Here is a 22,349-nt window from a genome sequence, read left to right on the forward strand (position 1 = left end):
CGGAAACCGCGAGATTCGGCGAGCCAGCGGTGACTCCGCGAGCCGAAGATCGGGCCCGTCACCTTCGGCACGTGGAACGGGCCTCGGCTCGCGGAGATCGGCGGATTCAGCGAGCCGGAGGTGATTGCGCGAGCCGGAAGTGGGGCGGGCCCCCAGAATCGGTGGGCGGTGCCGTGGCTCAGTCGCCGCCGCCACCTCCGCCGCCTCCACCGTCCGAGCCGCCGCCGCCGTCGCTGTCGCCGTCGGAGCCTCCGCTGTTCGACGGGCCGCCGTCCGGGGAGCCGCCGTCGGCGGCGCGGCCGTCGCGGGTGCCCGACCCGCTCGAGCTGCCGTCGCCCGTCGCGGCGGTCGAGCCGCCGTCCCGCGAGGCCGGGCGCGCTCCCGGGGCGCCCGCGCGCATCCGCAGGACGGTCGCGATGACCGATCCGACCACCGCGATGGCGACGACGAGGGCGACGAGCGCCGCGATCTGCTGGTTCTCCACGTCCGGCTCCTGACTGCGTGAGTGAATCCTCAGCTTCACCGTAGCGAGCGGGGCTGGACGAGGGCGACGGGACGGAGGCCGCGCAGAACATCGGCCAGGAGTGGCTCTCATCGCCGAGGGGCGATGAGGGACGCTCTCGGCTGATGTTCTGGCGTGCGGCGGGTCTCGATACGCCCCTGCGGGGCTACTCGACCAGCATGCAGCGGCCCCTGCGGGGCTACTCGACCAGAATGGAGCGTCCCCTGCGGGGCTGCTCGACCAGCATGACGCGGCGCAGCCGCGTCCTCTCCCTCATCACCGAGACGCGAGCCGCTTCACCACTCGAGAGGCCGCTGCGGGGCTGCACGACCAGCAGGGCAGGGCGACGCGGCCGCGAGCGCCGGGCGCTACGGTGACCCCATGCCGAGACAGCCGACGATCCGCGACGTCGCGGTCAGCGCGGGCGTCTCGTATCAGACCGTCTCGCGCGTGCTCAACGACAGCCCGCAGGTCCGGCCGCGCACCCGCGACAAGGTGCTCGCGGCCATCGACGACCTCGGCTTCCGGCGCAGCGCCGCGGCCCGGGCGCTGGCGGCCGGGCGCTCCGGGCTGATCGGCATCCTCGCCGCCGAGAGCCACAGCTTCTACGGCACCGCCACGGCGATGGCCGCGATCGAGCAGGCCGCGCGCGACGCCGGCTACCGGGTGCCCGTGGTCAACGCGGCGCCCGACGCGGAGTCGCTGGCCGCCGCGCTCGAGCACCTCCAGCGCGAGGCGGTCGAGGCGATCGTCGTGCTCGCCCCGCAGGAGCGCGCGCTCGAGGCGATCGAGAGCCTCGCGATCGGAGTGCCGTTCGTCACCCTGGGCGCGGCCGGGCGCGGGGCCGACCCGCGACTCCTCGTCGACCAGGCCGCGGGTGCGCGGCTCGCCGCCGAGCACCTCCTCGCGCTCGGCCACACCCGGATCGCCCACCTCGCCGGTCCGCAGCACTGGGTGGAGGCGCACGCCCGCCTCGACGGGTTCACCGCGCGGATGGCGGAGGCGGGGCTGGAGCCGGCCGCGGTGATCGGCGGCGACTGGACCGCGGAGTCCGGCTACCGGGCGGGACTGCGCCTGCTCGACGAGGTCGCCGACCTCACCGCGGTGGTCGCCGGGAACGACCAGATGGCGCTCGGGCTGCTGCACGCCTGCGCGGATCGCGGCGTGCGGGTTCCGGAGGACCTCAGCGTCGTCGGGTTCGACGACGTGCCCGAGGCCGCGCACTACCGACCGCCGCTGACGACGATCCGGCAGGACTTCGCCGAGGTCGGCCGCCGCACGATCGGCGTGGTGCTGGCGGAGCTGCGCGGCGAGCCGGCCGCCGTCGACCGTCCGGTGCCGCCGGTGCTGGTGGAGCGGGACTCGACGCGGGCGGTCTGAGGCGGGGCCGCGCGACGGTAGGTCTCGATACGCCCCTCCGGGGCTACTCGACCAGCATGAGCACGGCGGGTCTCGATACGCCCCTCCAGGGCTACTCGACCAGCATGAAGACGGCGGATCTCGATACGCGCCCTCCGGGCGCTACTCGATCAGCATGAGCACGACGCAGGGCAGAGCGCGCGATCGAGAATCGCGCGCCAGCGATTCGAGACAGCGCGACGCGACCCGCCCCACAGAACGCACCACACGCCCGAGCCGACCGCGCCGAGCCGCACAGGGGGCGGCTCGGAAGTGAGCACCGCCAGCCGCGGAGCGGCGTATCGAGACCCCGAGTTCGCCGGACGGTGGATCTCGATACGCGCCCTCCGGGCGCTACTCGATCAGCATTGAGGTCGCGCCCTGCGGGCGTCCGCTGCCAGCACGCAGGAGCGGCGCGCTTGCCGACCGCGCGCCCGTTCGCCTACGCTGGCCCGTGGCTTTGTGAACGGTCACATGGCCCTCAGCGAGGAGTGCAATGGACCAGCGACGGCCCCCCGCCGAGGCGATCACGAGCGGCGCGACCGCCCTCGGGATCGAGCTCGGCTCCACCCGCATCAAGGCCTGTCTCGTCGACGCGGCCGACCCCTCCGTGGTCCTCGCCGTCGGCAGCCACGAGTGGGAGAACCAGCTCGTCGACCGCCGCTGGACGTACTCGCTCGACGCCGTGCACGAGGGGCTCCGGGCCGCCTACGCCGACCTCGTCGCCGACGCCGAGAAGCGCCACGGCGCGCGCCTCACCACGGTCGGTGCGCTCGGCGTCTCCGCGATGATGCACGGTTACCTCGCCTTCGACGAGGCCGGCGAGCTGCTCGTCCCGTTCCGCACCTGGCGCAACACCAGCACCGGCCCCGCGTCGGCCGAGCTGACCGAGCTGTTCGGTGCGAACATCCCACTGCGCTGGTCGCTCGCCCACCTGCACCAGGCGGTCCTCGACTCCGAGCCGCACGTCGAGAGGATCGACTTCCTCACCACCCTCGCCGGCTACGTGCACTGGCGCCTCACCGGCGAGAAGGTCCTCGGAGTCGGCGACGCCTCCGGCATGGTCCCCACCGACCCGGCGACCCGCGACTACGACGAGACCGTCCTCGAGCGCTACGACGCCCGCGTCGCCGGCACCCTGCCGCCGCTGCGTGAGCTGCTGCCGACGGTCCTCCCCGCGGGCGCCGCGGCCGGCGAGCTCACCGCCGAGGGCGCGCTCCTGCTCGACCCGACCGGCGCACTCCAGGCCGGCGTCCCGTTCTGCCCGCCCGAGGGCGACGCCGGCACCGGCATGGTCGCCACCAACTCCGTCGCCCCGCGCACCGGCAACGTCAGCGCCGGCACGAGCATCTTCGCGATGGTCGTCCTGGAGCGCCCGCTCGAGAGCGTGCACCACGAGCTCGACCTGGTCGCCACTCCGGCCGGCGACCTCGTCGCGATGGTGCACTGCAACAACGGCGCGAGCGAGCTCGCCACCTGGGTCGGCCTGTTCTCGCGGTTCGCCGCGGCCTCGGGCGGCCCCTCCGACAGCGACGCCGTCTACGGCACCCTCTTCGCGGAGGCGCTCGCCGGCGAGGCCGACGCGGGCGGGCTCCTCGCCTACAACCACCTCGCGGGCGAGCCGATCGCCGGACTCGTCGAGGGCCGCCCGCTCGTGGTGCGCACCCCCGACTCCCGCCTCACGCTGGCCAACTTCATGCGCGCGCAGCTCTACGGCGTGTTCGGCACGCTCGCGCTCGGCATGCGCGTGCTGGCCGGCGAGGGCGTCGTGATCGACGAGATGTTCGCGCACGGCGGCATGTTCCGCACGGCCGGAGTCGCCCAGCGCTTCCTCGCCGGAGCGCTCGACGCCCCCGTCTCGGTCGCCGCGACCGCCTCCGAGGGCGGCCCCTGGGGCATGGCGGTGCTCGCCGCCTTCCGCCTGCAGGAGGGGACGACCCTCGACTCCTACCTGACCGAGCAGGTCTTCGGCGACGCCGGCTTCGAGACGGTGGCGCCCGACAGCGCCGACGTCGCCGGCTTCACCGCCTACCTCGAGCGCTACCGCGCCGGCCTCGCCGTCGAGCAGACGGCCGTCGACACCCTCACCACGCAAGGAGACACCGCATGACCGACAGCACGACCGCTGCGCCCACCGGGTTCGGCCCCGAGGTCGAGGCGGCGATCGCCCGCGTCCGCGAGGACGTCGCCCGCCTGCACGCCGAGCTCGTCCGCTACGGCCTCGTCATCTGGACCGGCGGCAACATCTCCGGCCGCGTACCCGGCGCCGACCTGTTCGTGATCAAGCCGAGCGGCGTCTCCTACGACGACCTCGCGCCCGAGAACATGATCCTCTGCGACCTCGACGGCACCGTCGTCCCGGGCAGCCTCGGGTCCGAGCGCAGCCCCTCCAGCGACACCGCCGCGCACGCCTACGTCTACCGCGAGATGCCCGAGGTCGGCGGCCAGGTGCACACGCACTCCACCTACGCCACCGCCTGGGCGGCCCGCGCCGAGGCAATCCCCTGCGTGATCACCGCGATGGCGGACGAGTTCGGCGGCGAGATCCCGCTCGGCCCGTTCGCGATCATCGGCGACGACTCGATCGGCCGCGGCGTCGTCTCGACGCTCACCGGGCACCGCTCGCGCGCCGTCCTGATGCAGAACCACGGCGTCTTCACCATCGGCAAGGACGCGAAGGACGCCGTCAAGGCCGCGGTGATGACCGAGGACGTCGCCCGCACCGTGCACATCGCGCGGCAGGGCGGCGAGCTCGTCCCCATCCCGCAGGAGTCGATCGACGCCCTGTTCGACCGCTACCAGAACGTCTACGGACAGAACCCCACCGGAGCACTCGCATGACCCGCAGCATCATCCCCGACCTCGCGACCCGCACCGTCTGGTTCCTCACCGGCAGCCAGGACCTCTACGGCGAGGACACCCTCCGCCAGGTCGCCGAGCAGTCGCAGGCCGTCGTCGCGCAGCTGAACGAGTCCAGCGACATCCCCGTCACGATCGAGTGGAAGCCGGTGCTGAAGAGCTCCGACGCGATCCGCCGCACGATGATCGAGGCGAACTCCGACGACTCCGTCGTGGGCGTCATCACCTGGATGCACACCTTCAGCCCCTCGAAGATGTGGATCCACGGCTTCGACGCGCTCGCCAAGCCGCTGCTGCACTTCCACACCCAGGCGAACGTGGCCCTGCCGTGGCAGGACATCGACTTCGACTTCATGAACCTCAACCAGGCCGCGCACGGCGACCGCGAGCACGGCTACATCCTCAGCCGGATGAGCGTGCCGCGGAAGACAGTCGTCGGCCACGCCAGCGACGCCCGCGTCACCGAGTCGATCGGCATCTGGTCGCGCGCCGCGGCCGGCTGGTCGGCGTCGCAGAGCATGAAGGTCGCCCGCTTCGGCGACAACATGCGCAACGTCGCCGTCACCGAGGGCGACAAGACCGAGGCCGAGATCCGCCTCGGCGTCAGCGTCAACACCTGGGGCGTGAACGAGCTCGTCGAGCGCGTGGACGCCGCGACGGACGCCGACATCGACGCGCTGGTCGCGGAGTACGTCGAGAGCTACGACGTGGTGCCCGAGCTGCTCCCCGGCGGCGAGCGCCACGAGTCGCTCCGCTACGGGGCGGCGGTCGAGATCGGCCTGCGCTCCTTCCTGGAGGAGGGCGGCTTCGAGGCGTTCACCGACAGCTTCGAGGACCTCGGCGGGCTGCGTCAGCTCCCGGGCCTCGCCGTGCAGCGCCTGATGGCCGACGGCTACGGCTTCGGCGGCGAGGGCGACTGGAAGACCGCCGTCCTCATCCGCATCGCCGCGGTGATGGGCGCCGGCCTGCCCGGCGGCACCAGCCTGATGGAGGACTACACCTACGACATGACGCCCGGCGAGGAGCTCATCCTCGGCGCGCACATGCTCGAGGTGTCGCCGTCGCTGTCGTCGAAGCGCGCGTCGCTCGAGATCCACCCGCTGGGCATCGGCGGCCGTGAGGACCCGGTGCGCCTGGTCTTCACCGCCGACGCCGGCGACGCGGTCGTCGTCGCGCTGAGCGACGTGCGCGAGCGCTTCCGCCTGGTCGCGAACAAGGTGACCACCGTCGAGCCGCCGCAGACGCTGCCGCACCTGCCGGTCGGCCGTGCCGTCTGGCAGCCCGCCCCCGACTTCGGCACCAGCGCCGCGGCCTGGATCACGGCCGGCGCCGCGCACCACACCGTCATGACGACGCAGATCGGCCTGGAGGCGTGGGAGGACTTCGCCCGCATCGCCGGCGTCGAGCTCCTCGTCATCGACGAGTCGACCACCCTCCGCGGCTTCGAGGCCGACATCCGCTCGAACGCGGCGTACTACCGCCTGGCGCAGGGGCTGTAGGGACACTGCACGACCGACGGCCGGCTCCCCGCGGGGGGCCGGCCGTTCGTGTGTCTGCGACGGCTCGCGCCAGACGCGGTCGGCCGATGCTCGGCTGGTACCGTCATCGCAACAGTTCAGCCCGCCCGGTGCATCCGGTGCGGGCTGGATCTCTTTCCGGGGGCGGAACGGGACACCCGCAATGGTGACGAGACGGACCGAGAGGCAGACCGGGAGCCTCGAGGAGGAGCGAGCTCGACGCCGTGCCTCCATCGATCGCGCGATCCACAGCTCCACATCGGCGGGACTCCGCACGAGCGAGGCGTTCCGCGCAGATGCGGAGGAGTACGTCTCCGGGACGATCGACGAGGACGAGCTGGTCCGGCGGACCCGCGCGCGCTACGGCCTCGCCTGATCTCGTGCGACCCCTGCTGGTCGAGTAGCCGCGGAGCGGCGTATCGAGACCCGGCGTCGTCGAGAGGGCGGGTCTGCCGGCCCCGTGTCCTGATGACGGTGGATCTCGATACGCCGGCTGCGCCGGCTACTCGATCAGCATGAAGGACCCGCTGCGCGGGCTGCTCCGTCCGCAGTGAGCCTGCGGCGCTGCAGAACATCAGCTGAGAAGGGGTGGCCTCCGCTGTCAGGCGACGCCCCCTGCTCTCAGCTGATGTTGTGCGGACCCCTTGCTGGTCGAGTAGCCGCAGAGCGGCGTATCGAGACCCGACATGGTCAGCAGGGCGGGACTGCAGACCCAGCTCTCGGTGACGGCGGACCCAGTGGAAGAGACCCCCGCAAACATGCTGGTCGAGTAGCCGCGGAGCGGCGTATCGAGACCCACCCACCGACAGCACGGTGGGTCCGCAGACCGCGCTCTCGGCGACGGTGGATCTCGATACGCCCGCTGCGCGGGCTACTCGATCAGCATGAAGGGCCTGCGGCGCTGCACAACATCAGCTGAGAAGGGATGGCCTCCGCTGTCAGGCGATGCCCCCTGCTCTCAGCTGATGTTGTGCGCGCCCCTTGCTGGTCGAGTAGCCGCGGAGCGGCGTATCGAGACCCGACGTCGCCAGCACGGCGGGGCTGCAGACCGACGTCTCGGCGACGGTGGATCTCGATACGTCCGCTTCGCGGGCTACTCGATCAGCATGGGGTGGCCCGCGACGCGGGCTACTCCATCAGCATGGAAGAGGGGCGCGGCGTCAGCCGCTCGATCGCCCCGCTCAGCGGGAGGTGGAGAAGGCCGCGTCGAAGGCGTCGGCCGGGGGCGTGATCGCGTTGAGCTTGCGGACGAAGGCGAGGGCCTCGGGGGCGCCGTCGAGGCGGTCCATGCCGGCGTCCTCCCACTCGACGCTGGTCGGGCCGGTGTAGCCGATCGCGTTGAGGGCGCGGAAGACGGGCTCCCACGGGACGGCGCCGTGGCCGGTCGAGACGAAGGTCCAGCCGCGGCGCGGGTTGGCCCAGGGCAGATGCGAGCCGAGGACGCCGTTGCGGCCGTCGAGGTTGGCGATCGACTCCTTCACGTGCACGTGGAAGATGTGCTCGGCGAAGTCGAGGATGAACGCGACGCTGTCGAGCTGCTGCCAGACGAAGTGCGACGGGTCGAAGTTGAAGCCGAAGGACGTCCGGTGGCCGATCGCCTCGAGGGTGCGCTTGGCGGTCCAGTAGTCGTAGGCGATCTCGCTCGGGTGCACCTCGAGGCCGTAGCGGACGCCGACCTCCTCGAAGACGTCGAGGATCGGGTTGAAGCGGTCGGCGAAGTCCTGGTAGCCGGCGGCGATCCACTCGTCGGACGCGGGCGGGAACATCGCCACGCCCTTCCAGATCGACGAGCCGGAGAAGCCGTTGACCTGCTTCACGCCGAGCGCGGCGGCGAAGCGGGCGGTGTCCTTGAGGTCCTGCGCGGCCCGCTGGCGGACGCCCTCGGGGTCGCCGTCGCCCCAGACGCGGTCGCTGAGGATGTCGCGGTGGCGTGCGTCGATCGGGTCGTCGCAGACGGCCTGGCCGGTGAGGTGGTTCGAGATCGCGAAGACCTGGAGGCCGTTCTTCTCGAGGATGTCCTTCCGGCTCTGCACGTACTCCGCGTCGTCCCAGCGGGCGACGTCGATGTGGTCGCCCCAGCAGGCGATCTCGAGGCCGTCGTAGCCCCACTCGCCGGCGAGACGGGCCACCTCCTCGAACGGGAGGTCTGCCCACTGGCCGGTGAAGAGGGTGATCGGTCGCGTCATCGCGGAGTCCTTACTCTCGACTCCCGTGCGCCGTCGCACCGGGAGAGGTAATTTGAAGTTCCAGGCAACATATCAGGCGCTCCCTCGAGCCCGAAAGGAACCGATCATCTCCTCGATCGACAGCGCATCGTCGCGCACCGACCTCCTCGTCACCGCCACCGCCGCTCCCACCTGGGAGGAGGGGCTGATCGTCGGCAGCGGCCGCGTCGGCGCCGTCGTCCACGGGCCGGCCGACGCGCTCACCGTGTCCCTGGCGCACGAGCGCTACTTCCTGCCCGTCAACGCGCGACCCGCCGCACCCGATCTCGCCGGGGTGCGCGAGGAGCTGCGCAGCGCCCTGCTGGCCGGCGACGCCGAGGCGGCGAGCGAGGCGCTGACCCGCGGCGCGCGCTCCAGCGGCTACGACGGCGGACTGATCTGGACCGATCCGCTCGGGATCTGCGCGACCGTCTCGATCCGCACGGCCGGCGGCGTCGCGTCGAGCCGCCGCCTGATCGACCCGCTGCTGGGCGAGGTCGCGGTCGAGTGGACCGACCTCGACGGCGGGCGGCACGCGGTGCGGCTGATCGCCCCACACGGCGGCGAGAGCGTCCGGCTGTCCGTGGAGTCCGACCGCGACGGCGAGAGCGTCGTCGAGCTCGGGCTGGGCGCGGGCGATGCGACCTCGTTCGACACCGGGGTCCCGGACGCGTCGGCGGTCGTCGAGGCGAGCGTCGAGGGCGGAGCGGTCGGGCGGCTCGTGGCCCTGGCCGGCACCGGCAGCGCGGAGACCGGGGGCGAGCGCGTCCGCGCGGTCGTCACCGCCGCCAGCGGGGCGCCGTGGCAGGTGGAGGGAGACGTCACGCGCTCCGTCGCGCCCGTCGCGGCCTGCGCGGCCCGGCTCCTCCGCCTCGACCTCTCGCTGTCCGGCGAGGAGCCGGTGGCGGACGGCCTATCGTGGACCGACCTGCGCGCGGCGCAGCGCGACGGCCACGGCCGCCTCGTCGGCGCCTCCGCGCTCGACCTAGGGGGCGCCTCCTCCGCCGTGCTCACCGAGGACCTCTGGGACGAGGCCCGCGCCGGCGACGAGGGCGCGCGCCGCCGCGTCGTCGAGCTCGCGTACCTGAGCGGCCGGGCGAACATCGTCGCCTCGACCGGTGAGCTGCCGCCGACGCTGCAGGGCGTCTGGCAGGGCACCTGGCGGCCGGCCTGGTCGGCCGACTACACGCTCAACGGCAACGTGCAGAACGGGGCGATGGCGGGGATGATCCCGACCGGCACGCCCGAGCTGGCGCTGTCGATCCTGGAGCTGGTGCTGCCGCACCTCGACGACTACCGCGAGAACGCGCGCCTGGTCTACGGGGCGGAGGGGATGCTGCTGCCGTCGCGGATGTCGACGCACGGCCGCGCGGACCACTTCGCGGCGAGCTACCCGCACCTGTTCTGGACCGGCTGCGGCGGCTGGGTGCTGCGCCTCGCCGCCGACGCCGTCGGCGCGACGGGCGACCGCGGGATCGTGGACGACCGGCTGTGGGAGCTGGCCGAGGGCGTGCTCCGCTTCGCCGAGACCGGGACGACCGTGGTCGACGGGGTGCGGCGGATCGTGCCCTCCTACTCCCCCGAGAACACGCCGGGCGGGGCGCGCTCCCCGCTGGCCGTCGACGCGACGATCGACGTCGCGGTGCTGCGGGACGCCGCCCGGGCGACCGCGCTGCTCGGGCGGGCCCGCGGCGACGACTCGCTCGACGAGCGCTGGGCGCGCGTGGTCGCCGAGCTGCCGGAGTACCGCGTGGCGGAGGACGGCACGCTCGCGGAGTGGATCGATCCGCGGTTCTCGGAGGAGATCGCGCACCGGCACGCCTCGCAGCTGTACCCGCTCTGGTACGGGGGCGATGCGGCGTTCGAGGGCGACGGTCCGGCTGCGGTGCGGCTGCGGGCCGCCGCGGCGGCGACGGTGGCGGCGAAGATCGCGTGGCGGGCCGAGGCGCCGACCGCTCCCCCGGGGCGGATGGAGATGGCGTTCGGGCTGGTGCAGGTCGGCACGGCGGCCGCGGCGCTGGGGGATGCGGAGTCGGCGCTGACCTGCGCGGAGTGGCTCGCGGTCGAGCACTGGTCGCCGACGCTGACGACCCGGCACGACGCGGGGCGCATCTTCAACCTCGACGCGAGCGGCGGGCTGCCGGGACTGGTGGCGGCGATGCTGCTCGGGTCGGACGACGGGTCGCTGACGGTGCTCCCGGCGCTGCCGTCGGTGTGGGCGCGCGGTGCGGTGACGGGGCTCCGGGCGCGCGGCGGGCTGGTCGTGGACCGGCTGGAGTGGGAGCCGGGGCGGGCGTCGCTGTGGGTGCGGCGGGTGCCGGGCGTGGAGTGGCTGGCGCCGGCGGGCGGGACGCGGCTGCGGACGCTCCGCGGCGCGGTGCTGCGGGTCGACGGGCGCGAGGTGTCGGGCGGGCTGCCGATCGGCGCGCAGGCGGTGCGCGTGGACGTGGAGTGGCGCGGCTGAGGGTGCGGGGGTGAACTCCGGCACGCGGAACACGCCTCGGCACGCCGAAACAGACGGATTCAGCGAGCCGGATGCGGAACCGCGAGCCGAAGATCGGCCGGAGGTCAGCCGCGGCGACCTCCGGCACGCGGAACACGCCTCGGCGCGCTGAGACACGCGGATCCAGCGAGCTGGACGCGGAACCGCGAGCCGGAGATCGGCCGGAGGTCAGCCGGGGGACGTCCGGCACGTGGAACACGCCTGGGCACGTGAGAACAGGCGGATTCAGCGAGCCGGGGATGAATCCGCGAGCCGGAGGTCAGCCGCGGTGACCTCCGGCACGCGAAACACTCCTCGGCGCGCGGAAACGGGCGGATCCAGCGAGCCGAGCATGAATCCGCGAGCCGGAGGTCCGCCGGGGTGACCTCCGGCACGTGAAACACGCCTCGGCACGCGGGAACAGCCGGATCCGGCGAGCCGGAGGCGGTTCCGCGAGCCGGAGGTTCCGCGAGAGGTGCCGCCGCACGCCGCCCGCCGTCAGGCGCCCACCCGCCCGTAGCGGTCGTAGATGCGGTTGCGGGACGCCAGCTCGGCCGGGGGCAGGCGCTGGGCGTCGGCGATCTCGTAGACGCCGAAGGTGTCGCGCAGGCGCGAGGACGGGTCGACCTCGACGAAGGTGCACCAGGGCAGCCAGTGGTGGTGGCTGCGCAACGTCTGGCTCGCGAAGTCGCCGCTCTCGTGGCCGAGGCCGGGCATCGCGTAGCCGACGCTGCCGTCGACGTCGGTCGACTGCCGGGTGTTGCGGTGCAGGAACTCGGCGACGTCGCGGTAGTGGTCGTCGCCGGTGATCAGGAACAGCCGGTAGTAGCTGTACGAGCAGGCCGCCAGGTACACGTCGGCCCCGCCGCCGAGGGTGATGATGCTCTGGCCGCTGATCGAGTAGCGGTTGAACGGATGCGCCCAGGGCACGACCACCGGGAAGGACCAGGCGTAGGTCCAGGTCTCGGTGTAGTCGGCGGCGCGGACGGCGCCCTCCAGCCAGCGGTGCTCCTCGGTCAGGTCGTAGAGCGCGAGGAAGCCGAACAGGCCGTAGATGCCGGCCTCCTTGTCCTGGATGTCGGCGTTGTCGCAGGTGCCGCCGCGGTACTCCAGGGTGCGGTGGATGTTCGCGAACGACCACTCACCGGCGCGCACCGCGGACTCGCGGTAGCGCGCCTCCCCCGTCACCAGGTGCAGCTGGACGAGGAAGCGGATGACGCTCGGAGTGTTCGAGCGCGAGTCCATCCGCACCGAGCCGTCCGCGTTGTAGGCGCGGTGGAAGCTGCCGTCGGCGTCCTGCACCTCGAGCAGCCAGTCGGCCGTCCGCCGGCAGAACTCGAGCCAGACCGTCCGCTCGTCGCCGAGGCCGCGCAGGTGCAGGTAGGCGTCGAGGATCGCCTCGACGCCGTCGGCCAGCATCCGCAGGTAGTGCGGGTACGGCTCGAAGCCGCCGAGGGAGGGGTTGAAGCACATCCGCGGCGGGCCGGACTCGGGCAGGGCCGTCCGCGCCCAGAAGTCGACGATGCCGACGCCCTGCTCGAACGCCTCGGGCACGCCCTCGCGGTCGCCGTAGCGCAGCAGCTGGTAGCCGATGCCCGGCTGCTGCCCGACGAAGCCGAACTGGAACGAGACGCTCGAGACGTCCAGGTCCGGCAGCTGGCAGGCGAACGGCAGGCCCCAGGCGTCGCCGTAGCGGCGGGTGAGCCGCTGCAGGATCGCCATGCCGTGGTGGAAGTGCCGCTCGTTGTCGACCTCGAACAGGTCGTCGCGCAGGCGCGCGTAGGCGCTGCGCCAGGTGGCGCGCATCATCGTCGCGAAGTCGTCGTGGCGGCCGAGGTCGACGGCCACCGCGTAGCGCTGGCGGAAGCCGACCTCGACCGGGTGGTTGACCCGCTGCAGGGACTTCGGCGCCGCGTCGTAGTCGAGGCCGGAGTAGGGGTTGTCGACCGGGCGCTCGCCGTCGGCGCCGGGGTAGACGTAGTCGATCGACAGGCCGGCGGGCTCCTCGTCGAGCGGCGTCCGCACGCCGAAGCCGTAGTACAGGTAGTTCAGCGTGGTGCCCTGCGGGCGGCTCAGGCCGATCGAGCCGACCGTGCACTCCGGGTCGGTGAAGTTCTCCGAGCGCACCACGTCCAGGCGCGGCAGCGTGACGTCGGCCGCCCAGCGCGAGAGCGCCACGGTCTCGCCGGTGGCGAGGCTCTGCGCGGCGAACAGCGGCAGCGCGTAGTGGGTCTCGGTGCGCCAGAAGTACTCGCTGCCGGGGTCGCGGCCCATCGCGTCGGCCGGGCCGAAGGCGTTGTCGCGGTACCAGGCGCCGGGCGCGAAGCACTCGTAGTCGCGCAGGTCGGCGGACCCGGTCAGCCCGAGCGAGATCGCCGTCGAGAAGCCGAGGTCGCCGCCGGCCGCGAGCACCTCGACCTCGCGGTGCACGGAGAAGCCCGCGCCCGTGACGCGCCAGACGTCGGTGACGGCGAAGGACGAGCCCGAGCGCGCGGTGATCGTGCCTGTGGCGGTGAGCGCGCCGTCCGCGATCGAGACGTCGTCGTAGGGCGCGCCGGAGTACTCGCTGATCGCGGTGACGGTCTTCACCGTGACGCGCAGCGGGCGGTCATTGGCGTAGAGGACGTGCTCTCCCGCGAGCACCTCGAGGCCGCCCACGCGGGCGCGCAGGGTGTAGTCGCCGGAGCGGAGTTCCACGGTGGTTCCTTCCTGGAGGGTCATGTCAGTGCTTCTCGTCCGCGGGGCTGGTCGACTCCGCCGGCCCCGGCTCGTCCTCGAGCCGCCGCGCGCCCGGATCGAAGCGCCGCGAGCCCGGCCGGAACAGCAGCGCGACGCCGCCCTCGACGAGCGCCGCGACGAGCAGGAGGATCGCGAACGGGATCAGCGAGATCTCGGCCCACGCGCCCATCACCGGCATCACCAGGCCGGCCGCGGTGAAGCTGACCGTGCCGAGGATCGCGGTGACGCTGCCCGCCTCGCTCGACGGGCCCTGGAGCGAGAGGTACTGCACCGGCGCGAAGCCGAGCGAGCGCCCCGCGAGCGCGAAGGTCAGCGCGCCGACGACGACCAGCAGCGGCTGCGTCCCGGTGAGGGCGAGCACCGCGACCACCACGGCGCCGACACCCGTGACGATCGCCGACGCGAACATCGCGAACCGGGGACCGAACCGCGGCACGATCACCCGGCCGGTCGTCTGCCCGACCGCGATCGTCACGAGCGAGGTGACCAGGAACAGCAGCCCGTAGAGGTCCGGCCCCACCGCGTAGACGTTGGTGTAGAGGAACGGCGCCGTCGCCAGGTAGGCGAAGCCGACCGACCAGCCGGCGGCGGACGCGGCGGCGAGCGCCAGCACCCGCGGCCGCCTCAGCATCCCGAACGAGTTCCGCAGCGACGGGCCGAGCCCGCCCTGGTGCCGCCGCTCGCGGGGCAGCGTCTCGGGCAGCACCAGCAGCGCGATCACGGTGGCGAGCGCTCCCCAGGCGGCGACCGCGAGGAAGGAGCCGCGCCAGTCGATCACCTTGGTCAGCTGCGCGCCGACGGAGGGCACCAGGATCGGGAAGACCGAGACGATCACGGCGAGGTTCGCGAGCATCGTCACGAGCCGCTTGCCGCTGTAGAGGTCGCGGACGATCGCGGTGACGACCACGCCGGCCGCGGTGCAGGCGGCGCCCTGGACGAAGCGGGCCGAGAGCAGCACCGCCGTGTCCGAGGTCATCGCCGCGACGAGGCTCGCCGCGATGTGCAGGGCCGCCGAGACGCCGAGCGGCCACTTGCGGCCGACCGCGTCGCTGAGCGGACCGGAGATCAGCTGGCCGGCCGCGAAGCCGAAGGTCGCGCCGGTGACGACCAGCTGGGCGGTCGCGACCGAGACGCCGAGGTCGTCCTGCAGCGTCGGCAGGAAGGGCAGCACCAGGTCGATGGTGAGCGGCCCGAAGCCGACCAGCATCGCGAAGATCGGCAGCAGCAGCCGGCCGCGGGGCATCGCGCGAGTGGCGGAAGCGGTGGTGGTGGAGGCGGTCATGAGCGCGGAGCGCAGGTCACGGAGGGGGTCCTGTCCATCAGCTCCCGGCCGAGACCGGGAAGTAGAGCGAGAAGGGTTCGTCGACGACCTCGTGCAGAGGCCGGAAGCGGATCGCGGCGGGCTGGCCGAAGGTGCGGTAGCCGCGGAGCCACTGGGTCCACTGCCGCTCGTTGTCGGGGGCGAGCAGCGCGGGAGCGTCCTCGAGGCGGCCGCGGAGGCTCACCTCGCGGTCGACGAGGCCGGCCAGCACGACCGGCCCCTCGACGAACGCGACGGTGCCGGGCTCGTCCGGGATCGGCACGGCGCGGATCTCGGTGCCGAAGGCGAGGTCGACGCCGGTGCGGCCTCCGGGGTGCGTCAGCAGGAGCGCGCCGTCGAGGCGCTCGACGTGCGCGGAGTCGCCCGCGACGCCCGGCTCGCCGACGGTCCACTCCGGCACCCGGATCCGCACCTGCAGCGCGACCCCCTCCGCCGACTCCACCTCGATGCGGATCCGCGAGGCGGAGGGCCGATGCGCGTCGCCCGCGGCCCCCGCGTTCGCGTCCGGGCCCACGTAGCCGGCGTTGTCGAGCACCTCGACCCGCACGGCCGCCTCGCCCGCGGCGGTCGCCACGCGGACGCTCGCGTCGACGTGCTGCGCGATCGTCAGCTCGGCGTCGCCGCCGCGGTAGAAGACGAGCCCGGAGTGGCGGGTGTGCGCCTGCACCAGCGTGCCGTGGCAGCACCAGAAGTCCTCGGTCGGGCTGCCCCAGTCCTTGCGGGCGCCGCCCTCCAGCGGGAGGAAGTAGGCGACCATCCCGGTCCTCGGGTTCTGCTGGGCGAGCAGGCCGTTCCAGAGGTTGCGCTCGATGTAGTCGGCGTAGGCGAGCTCGCCGGTCCAGCGCAGCAGCACGTCGGCCAGCCGGATCATGTTGTAGACCGTGCAGTGCTCCTGCGTCTTCTCACCGCGGCGGGCGGCGAACTCGAACGGCGGCGTCCAGATCTCGCCCGAGGTCTGGCCGCCGGTGCAGAAGGTGCCGCGGAGGACGACCGCCTGCTCCCAGTAGGCCTCGACGATCCGCCGCCAGCGCTCGTCGCCGGTGACCTCGTAGGCGCGGGCGGCGCCGAGCACCTCGGGGATCGTGGTGTTGGCGTGCATGTTGGTGAGCACGTCGCGGCCCGCGAGCAGGCCCTCGAAGAGCGAGCGGCGGTCGTAGCGCTCGAGCAGCTCCGCGTAGACGGGGTCGCCGGTGATCGCGAGGAGGTCGGCCCAGACCTCGAGCATGCCGCCGGTCTCGACCTCGAGGATCTCCTGGAACGCGTCGTCGTCGAAGCCGCGGACCCACTCCAGCAGCGGGGTCGTCGCCGCCCGGGCCATCCGGAGCGCCCGCTCGTCGCCGAGGTCGAGGTGCAGGTCGACCAGGCCCATCAGCAGCTTGTGCATCGCGTACTGCGGCGCCCAGATCGGGCGGCCGGTCGCCAGGCGGTCGAGGTAGCCGCGCGGGATCGCCCAGATCCAGCCGCCGCCGTTCTCCTCCTGGCAGCGCTCGAGGCCGTCGAGCACGGAGTCGATCCGGACGCGGAGCAGCGGGTCGCCGGTGACCGCGACCTCGCGCGCCGCGGCGGAGAGCCAGTGGCCGAGGAAGTGGCCGCGCAGCTGCGAGCCCGGCGTCTCCCAGCCCCAGTGCCGGTCGAGACCGCGGGCCTCGCGCGACTCCTGGGACGGGTGCAGGTGCCAGCCCTGGTCGCCGATCCCGGCCTCGATGCGGAAGTTCTGCAGCAGCCCCTCGTCGGTCAGCGAGAGCAGGTAGTCGCGGTTGAGCCGCCGCCGGGCGTCGAGCACCCCGCGCTCCAGGCGGGACTCGTGCGGGGCCGGGTGGGTCAGCGGCATGGATGCTCCTCGGCGGTGAGTGATCGGGGTGGGTGGATCGAAGCGGGGTGGATCTGCAGTGAGCGGGACGACGACGGGATCGCCGGTGGTCGAGATCGATCTCTCACTGTACTCAGACCAGGATCGACGGTAGGAATGTCATCATGCAATCCCCGAGAGTGATCCATCTCGTCGCCGATGACGTGTCCGCCCTCCTCACTCAGTCGGGAGGTGACCTGCCCGTCCTGCTGCACTGGGGTCCGCGGATCGACGCGAGCGACGACGACCTCGCCGGTTTCGCAAGAACTCCCGAGAGGACGGGGATGGACGGCGGTTCCGACGTGCCCTACGAGCCCGGGATCCTGCCCGAGCACTCCTTCGGCTGGGCCGGTCTGCCCGGCCTCCGGGTGCACCGCGAGGGCGCCGGCTGGTCGCCGCGGCTCACCGTGGACGCCGTCTCGGTGGACGGCGAGGCCCTCGCGGAGGGCGCCGTCGTGCAGCCCGGGAGCGCCGCCGTCACGGTCGAGGCGCACGACGCGCAGGCCGGAATCGGGGTCGTGCTGGAGATCGTTCTCTCACCCGCCGGACTGCTCCGGACCCGCGTCTCCGTCCGGAATGACGGCACCGGGCACCTCGAGGTGATCGGCGCCGACCCCGCCCTCCGGATCCCCACCGAGGCCCGCGAGATCCTGGACTTCTCCGGCCGCTGGGGCACCGAGAAGATCCCGCAGCGCCACCCCGTCGTCACCGGCAGCCACTCGCGCTCCTCGCGGCGCGGCCGCACGGGTCTGGACGCGACGACGGTCGTCGCGATCGGCACCCCCGGCTTCGACGCCGCCGACGGCAAGGTCTGGCTCTGCCACGTCGGCATCGGCGGCAACCACGAGCACGCCGTCGAGCGCGGCGACGGCTGGCTCGCCTTCCGCGGCGGCGAGCTGCTCCTGCCCGGCGAGGTGCGCCTCGCGAGCGGCGAGAGCTACTCCTCCCCCTGGATCTCCGGCAGCTTCGGCCACGGCCTCGACGCCGCCGCCGCCCGCTTCCACGCCTACCTCCGCGGAGTCTCGCGCTCCTCGCTCCGCCCGCGCCCGGTCACCCTCAACGTCTGGGAGGCGGTGTACTTCGAGCAGGACTTCGCGACCCTCGCCGAGCTGGCCGACCGCGCCGCCGCCCTGGGGGTCGAGCGCTACGTGCTCGACGACGGCTGGTTCCTCGGCCGCAGCGACGACCGCGCGGGCCTCGGCGACTGGACGCCCGACCCCGTCTCCTGGCCGGACGGCCTCCTCCCCCTCGCCGAGCACGTCCGCGGCCGGGGCATGGAGTTCGGCCTCTGGGTCGAGCCCGAGATGATCAACGAGGACTCCGACCTCGCCCGCGCGCACCCCGACTGGATCCTGCGCGCCCGGGAGGAGCTGCCGCCGCGCTTCCGGTTCCAGCAGGTGCTCGACCTGACCAACCCGGACGCGTTCGCGCACATCCTCGGTGTGCTCGACGGGCTGGTCGCCGACCTCGGCGTCGCGTACCTGAAGTGGGATCACAACCGCGATCTGATCGATGCGGGGCACCCGGCCACCGGCACCGCCGCTGTGCACGAGCAGACGCTCGCGCTCTACCGGCTGATCGACGAGCTGCGCGAGCGGCACCCCGAGCTCGAGATCGAGAGCTGCGCCTCCGGCGGCGGCCGCGTCGACCTCGGGATCCTCGAGCGCACCGACCGCGTGCACACCTCCGACAACCAGGACCCGCTGGACCGCTCGCGGATGCTGCGCTGGACCGGGCTGCTCGTGCCGCCGGAGATGCTCGGCTCGCACGTCGCCTCGCCGGTCAACTCCGTCACCGGCCGCACCAGCGACCTGCACACCCGCTGCGCCATCGCCTTCCTCGGCCACTTCGGCCTCGAGTGGGACCTCCGCGAGCTGGACGCCGAGGAGAAGCCGGTGCTGGCCGGCTGGATCGCGGCGTACCGCGAGCACCGCGGGCTCATCGCCACCGGGCGGGTCGTCGGCGGCGGCGACTCCGATCCCGACGCGCCGTCGCTGCGCGGCGTCGTCGCGACCGACGGCTCCGAGGCGCTCTACACGCTGGTCACGCCCGCGCTGACGGCGGACTCGCGCCGCCGCGTCCGCCTCCCGGGCCTGGACCCGCGGGCCCGCTACCGCGTCGAGGCCGCGCGCCCCGGCTCGCTCGGCCCGCCCTGGCAGAGCCCGCGCTGGCTGGAGGCGACCGTGCCGCTCGACTCCGACGCCCCGGCCCCCGCTTACTCGGGGAGCCTGCTGGGCGAGGCGGGCCTGGACCTGCCGACCTTCCACGCCGACCGCGCGATCGTCCTGCGGCTCGTCCGCGTCGACGCGTGAGCGCCGCCCCGACCACTGCCGACTCGCCCGCCACCACCCTGGAGCACCCCGTGAACACCACCGTCACCGTCGACCTCGACCGGCCCGGCGCCACCATCAGCAAGCACGTCTACGGCCACTTCGCCGAGCACCTCGGCCGCTGCATCTACGACGGCTTCTGGGTCGGCGAGGACTCGCCCGTCCCGAACGCCGGCGGGATCCGCCTGGACGTCGTCGAGGCCCTGCGCGCCCTCGACATCCCCAACCTCCGCTGGCCGGGCGGCTGCTTCGCCGACCGCTACCACTGGACCAACGGCATCGGCCCGCGCGAGGAGCGCCCCGGCCTGATCAACACCCAGTGGGGCGGGGTCGCCGAGGACAACTCCTTCGGCACCCACGAGTTCATGGCGCTCTGCGAGCTGCTCGGCGCCGACGCCTACATCTCCGGCAACATCGGCTCCGGCACCGTGCAGGAGATGGCCGACTGGGTCGAGTACCTCACCGGCTCGGGGAAGTCGCCGATGGCGGACCTGCGCCGCTCGCACGGCCGTGAGGAGCCGTGGACCGTCCGCTACTGGGGCCTCGGCAACGAGACCTGGGGCTGCGGCGGCAACATGCGCGCCGGCGCCTACGCCGACCTCGCCCGCCAGTTCGGCACCTTCGTGCAGAGCGGCAACGACGTGCCGCTGCACCGCATCGCGGCCGGCGCCGACGGCGCGGACACGCACTGGACGCAGACGCTGATGGAGGTGATCCCCGAGATCGAGGGGCACCCGTTCTCCTCCGTGCCGTGGGAGTCGGTCTCGGTGCACTACTACACGATCGGCGGCAGCTGGCACGCGAAGGGCAGCGCCACCGACTTCGACGCGGACACCTACTGGAGCACGATCGTCGCCGCGCAGGGCATCGAGGAGCTGCTGCGCTCGCACGCCGCCGTGATGGACGTGCACGACCCCGAGAAGAAGTACGGGATGGTGCTCGACGAGTGGGGCACCTGGTGGGACGTCGAGCCGGGCACGCACCCGGGCTTCCTCTTCCAGCAGAACACCATCCGCGACGCGATGGTCGCCGGGATCCACTTCGACGTCTTCCACGCCTTCGCCGACCGGCTCTCGATGGCGAACATCGCGCAGACCGTCAACGTGCTGCAGGCGATGCTGCTCACCGACCCCGACGGCGGCGAGATGGTGCGGACGCCCACCTACCACGTGTTCGAGATGAACAAGGGGCACCAGGACGCGACGGTGCTGCCGACCACGGTCGCCGGGCCCACCCACGCGGTCGACGGGCGCGAGATCGCGCTGGCCTCCGCCTCCGCCTCGGTGAAGGACGGGCGCGTGCTGGTCTCGATGACCAACGTCGACCTCGACGAGCCGCTGGAGATCGAGCTGTCCTTCCGCGGCGGTTCCGTGACCGGAGCGACGGGGCGGCTCCTCACCGCCGACTCGCCGCAGGCGCACAACCGGCCGGGCGACGCCGACGCGGTCAGCCCGGTCGCGCTCGAGGGGCTGGAGACCACGGCGACGGGGCTGCGGGTGACGCTGCCGCCGCACTCCTTCGCGACGGTGTCGCTGGAGCTGGCCGACGACGCGGCTGGCTCGCTCGTGGCAGGGTCGGAGGCATGACCGCCATGAGCGCTGCCGCGACACGCACCGAGGCCGCCCGCCGCCCGCCGATGGGCTGGAACAGCTGGGACTGCTTCGGCTCCTCCGTGACCGAGGACGAGGTGCTGGCCAACGCCGAGTACCTCGCCGAGCACCTGCTGCCGCACGGCTGGGACACGGTCGTCGTCGACATCCAGTGGTACGAGCCGGACCCCGGCACGAGCGACTACCAGGAGGTGTCGGAGCCGGTCCTGGACGACTGGGGCCGGCCGCAGCCCGCGGTGGGGCGCTTCCCGTCCGCCTCCGTCGCGGGCTTCACCGCGCTCGCCGCGCGCGTGCACGCCCTCGGGCTGCGCTTCGGCGTGCACCTGATGCGCGGCGTGCCCCGCCGGGCCGCCGAGCTCGCGCTGCCGGTGCTCGGCTCCGACGCGACCTGCGACGACATCGCCGACCGCGGCAACGTCTGCCCGTGGAACCCGGACAACTACGGCGTCGACATGACCGTGCCGGGCGCGCAGCAGTACTACGACTCGGTGATGGCGCAGCTGGCCTCGTGGGGCGTCGACTTCGTCAAGCTCGACGACGTGCTCTACCCGCCGATCCAGGCCGACGAGATCGCCGCGCTCTCCCGCGCGATCGACGCGACCGGCCGGCCGATGGTGCTGAGCCTCTCGCCCGGCAAGCAGCTCTCGCTGGAGAACCTCGAGCTGCTCCGCGACACGGCTCAGATGTGGCGGATCTCGGACGACTTCTGGGACGACTGGGGGCACCTGCAGGAGCAGTTCCAGCGCGCCGCGCGCTGGGCGCCGCACCAGCGGCCGGGCGCGTGGGCCGACGCCGACATGCTGCCGCTGGGCCGGATCGGCGTGCGGGCGCACGTGGGCGAGGACCGCCTCTCGCGGTTCACCCCCGCCGAGCAGCGCACGCTGGTGACGCTCTGGTGCCTGCTGCGGTCGCCGCTGATGATGGGCGGGCACCTGCCGGACACCCCGCCCGAGACGCTGGCGCTGCTGACGAACGACGACGTCCTCGCGCTGCTGTCCAGCGAGGGCAGCCGCGAGATCGTCCGCGACGGCGACCTCGTCGTCTGGAGCGCCTGGCAGGGCGACGTGCAGTGGCGCGGCGTCTTCTGGCTCGGCGACGCCCCGCGCGAGTACTCCGCGCACCTCGCCGACCTCGGCTGCACCGGCACCCCCGTCGACGCCTGGACGGGCGAGCCCCTCCCCGTCGCCGACGGCGCCGTCGCGCTGACCCTCGGGCCCCACGGCGCGCACCTGCTCCGCTTCGCCTGACCCGCCGCGCCCGCCCCGCCCCGCCCCCGCCCACTCCTCAAAAGTTGCGGTAGTCGCGCTCGACTACCGCAACTTCCGAGTTCTCGGGAGAAGTAGGGAGGGGCGCAACGCTGCCCATGCTGATCGAGTAGCGCCCGCAGGGCGCGTATCGAGATCCGCCACCGCAAGCACGCGGGGTCTCGATACGCCGCTCCGCGGCTACTCGACCAGCAAAAAAGGAAGCCGCTGCGCGGCTGCTCGGCCTGCATGCGGGACCGCTGCGCGGCCGCTCGACCAGCGTGCTGCCGCGAG

At 73.1% G+C, this 22,349-nt stretch carries 14 protein-coding genes; 9 read left to right on the forward strand and 5 right to left on the reverse strand.

What is annotated here, in order from left to right; translation table 11 throughout:
* Positions 1-178: 178 nt before the first annotated feature.
* Positions 179-484: a hypothetical protein gene (locus C1I64_RS13900; protein WP_127887596.1), complete on the reverse strand. Its 306-nt coding sequence runs from the start codon at positions 482-484 to the stop codon at positions 179-181.
* Between the two features lie 399 nt (positions 485-883).
* On the opposite strand from C1I64_RS13900, the gene C1I64_RS13905 reads away from it, so the two are divergent.
* The 5 genes from C1I64_RS13905 to C1I64_RS20890 all read left to right on the forward strand — a co-directional run bounded on the left by C1I64_RS13905 (position 884) and on the right by C1I64_RS20890 (position 6,652).
* Positions 884-1,882, forward strand: a complete 999-nt coding sequence (locus C1I64_RS13905; RefSeq protein WP_123736321.1) for a LacI family DNA-binding transcriptional regulator — start codon at positions 884-886, stop codon at positions 1,880-1,882.
* A gap of 514 nt (positions 1,883-2,396) precedes the next feature.
* Positions 2,397-4,010 carry a xylulokinase gene (locus C1I64_RS13910; RefSeq protein ID WP_127887597.1) on the forward strand — a complete coding sequence of 538 codons (1,614 nt, stop codon included), beginning with the start codon at positions 2,397-2,399 and terminating at the stop codon, positions 4,008-4,010.
* Entirely contained in the window at positions 4,007-4,741 is a 735-nt protein-coding gene (locus tag C1I64_RS13915) for an L-ribulose-5-phosphate 4-epimerase (protein ID WP_123732647.1), read from the forward strand. Before C1I64_RS13910 ends, C1I64_RS13915 begins: the two co-directional genes overlap by 4 nt.
* Positions 4,738-6,258, forward strand: a complete 1,521-nt coding sequence (araA, locus tag C1I64_RS13920; protein ID WP_127887598.1) for an L-arabinose isomerase — start codon at positions 4,738-4,740, stop codon at positions 6,256-6,258. Before C1I64_RS13915 ends, araA begins: the two co-directional genes overlap by 4 nt.
* A gap of 181 nt (positions 6,259-6,439) precedes the next feature.
* Positions 6,440-6,652 carry an antitoxin VbhA family protein gene (locus C1I64_RS20890; RefSeq protein WP_164874551.1) on the forward strand — a complete coding sequence of 71 codons (213 nt, stop codon included), beginning with the start codon at positions 6,440-6,442 and terminating at the stop codon, positions 6,650-6,652.
* An 805-nt stretch (positions 6,653-7,457) separates the two neighbouring features.
* Here the strand turns inward: C1I64_RS20890 and C1I64_RS13925 are convergent.
* A complete protein-coding gene (locus tag C1I64_RS13925) occupies positions 7,458-8,462 on the reverse strand; it encodes a sugar phosphate isomerase/epimerase family protein (RefSeq protein ID WP_123447059.1) in 1,005 nt (334 codons plus the stop codon).
* A gap of 25 nt (positions 8,463-8,487) precedes the next feature.
* Between C1I64_RS13925 and C1I64_RS13930 the strand changes: the two genes are divergently transcribed.
* Positions 8,488-10,944 (forward strand): glycosyl hydrolase family 95 catalytic domain-containing protein, encoded by a 2,457-nt coding sequence (locus C1I64_RS13930; protein WP_164874552.1) that lies wholly within the window; start codon positions 8,488-8,490, stop codon positions 10,942-10,944.
* Between the two features lie 516 nt (positions 10,945-11,460).
* Here C1I64_RS13930 and C1I64_RS13935 read toward each other — a convergent pair.
* The 3 genes from C1I64_RS13935 to C1I64_RS13945 are packed head-to-tail and all read right to left on the reverse strand — an operon-like array spanning position 11,461 to position 16,853.
* A complete protein-coding gene (locus C1I64_RS13935) occupies positions 11,461-13,683 on the reverse strand; it encodes a glycoside hydrolase family protein (RefSeq protein ID WP_208645131.1) in 2,223 nt (740 codons plus the stop codon).
* A 1-nt stretch (position 13,684) separates the two neighbouring features.
* Entirely contained in the window at positions 13,685-14,983 is a 1,299-nt protein-coding gene (locus C1I64_RS13940; protein ID WP_127887601.1) for an MFS transporter, read from the reverse strand.
* Positions 14,984-15,020: 37 nt separating this feature from the next.
* Positions 15,021-16,853: a beta-L-arabinofuranosidase domain-containing protein gene (locus tag C1I64_RS13945; protein WP_127887602.1), complete on the reverse strand. Its 1,833-nt coding sequence runs from the start codon at positions 16,851-16,853 to the stop codon at positions 15,021-15,023.
* A 143-nt stretch (positions 16,854-16,996) separates the two neighbouring features.
* Between C1I64_RS13945 and C1I64_RS13950 the strand changes: the two genes are divergently transcribed.
* The 3 genes from C1I64_RS13950 to C1I64_RS13960 are packed head-to-tail and all read left to right on the forward strand — an operon-like array spanning position 16,997 to position 22,058.
* A complete protein-coding gene (locus C1I64_RS13950) occupies positions 16,997-19,183 on the forward strand; it encodes an alpha-galactosidase (protein WP_127887603.1) in 2,187 nt (728 codons plus the stop codon).
* Positions 19,180-20,787, forward strand: coding sequence for an alpha-N-arabinofuranosidase (locus C1I64_RS13955; protein WP_425272911.1), 1,608 nt, complete (start codon positions 19,180-19,182; stop codon positions 20,785-20,787). Before C1I64_RS13950 ends, C1I64_RS13955 begins: the two co-directional genes overlap by 4 nt.
* Positions 20,784-22,058 (forward strand): alpha-galactosidase, encoded by a 1,275-nt coding sequence (locus C1I64_RS13960; protein ID WP_244209485.1) that lies wholly within the window; start codon positions 20,784-20,786, stop codon positions 22,056-22,058. Before C1I64_RS13955 ends, C1I64_RS13960 begins: the two co-directional genes overlap by 4 nt.
* Positions 22,059-22,349: the final 291 nt, after the last annotated feature.

It is taken from the genome of Rathayibacter festucae DSM 15932 (assembly GCF_004011135.1).
Classification (GTDB): Bacteria; Actinomycetota; Actinomycetes; order Actinomycetales; family Microbacteriaceae; genus Rathayibacter; species Rathayibacter festucae.

Bases quoted from the DNA above. Each gene is read 5' to 3' on its own strand.
- C1I64_RS13935 (WP_208645131.1), bottom strand. From the start codon at position 13,683: ATGACCCTCCAGGAAGGAACCACCGTGGAACTCCGCTCCGGCGACTAC.
- C1I64_RS13960 (WP_244209485.1), top strand. From the start codon at position 20,784: ATGACCGCCATGAGCGCTGCCGCGACACGCACCGAGGCCGCCCGCCGC.
- araA (WP_127887598.1), top strand. From the start codon at position 4,738: ATGACCCGCAGCATCATCCCCGACCTCGCGACCCGCACCGTCTGGTTC.
- C1I64_RS13915 (WP_123732647.1), top strand. From the start codon at position 4,007: ATGACCGACAGCACGACCGCTGCGCCCACCGGGTTCGGCCCCGAGGTC.
- C1I64_RS13945 (WP_127887602.1), bottom strand. From the start codon at position 16,853: ATGCCGCTGACCCACCCGGCCCCGCACGAGTCCCGCCTGGAGCGCGGG.
- C1I64_RS13910 (WP_127887597.1), top strand. From the start codon at position 2,397: ATGGACCAGCGACGGCCCCCCGCCGAGGCGATCACGAGCGGCGCGACC.
- C1I64_RS13905 (WP_123736321.1), top strand. From the start codon at position 884: ATGCCGAGACAGCCGACGATCCGCGACGTCGCGGTCAGCGCGGGCGTC.
- C1I64_RS13925 (WP_123447059.1), bottom strand. From the start codon at position 8,462: ATGACGCGACCGATCACCCTCTTCACCGGCCAGTGGGCAGACCTCCCG.
- C1I64_RS13950 (WP_127887603.1), top strand. From the start codon at position 16,997: ATGCAATCCCCGAGAGTGATCCATCTCGTCGCCGATGACGTGTCCGCC.
- C1I64_RS13940 (WP_127887601.1), bottom strand. From the start codon at position 14,983: ATGACCGCCTCCACCACCACCGCTTCCGCCACTCGCGCGATGCCCCGC.
- C1I64_RS20890 (WP_164874551.1), top strand. From the start codon at position 6,440: ATGGTGACGAGACGGACCGAGAGGCAGACCGGGAGCCTCGAGGAGGAG.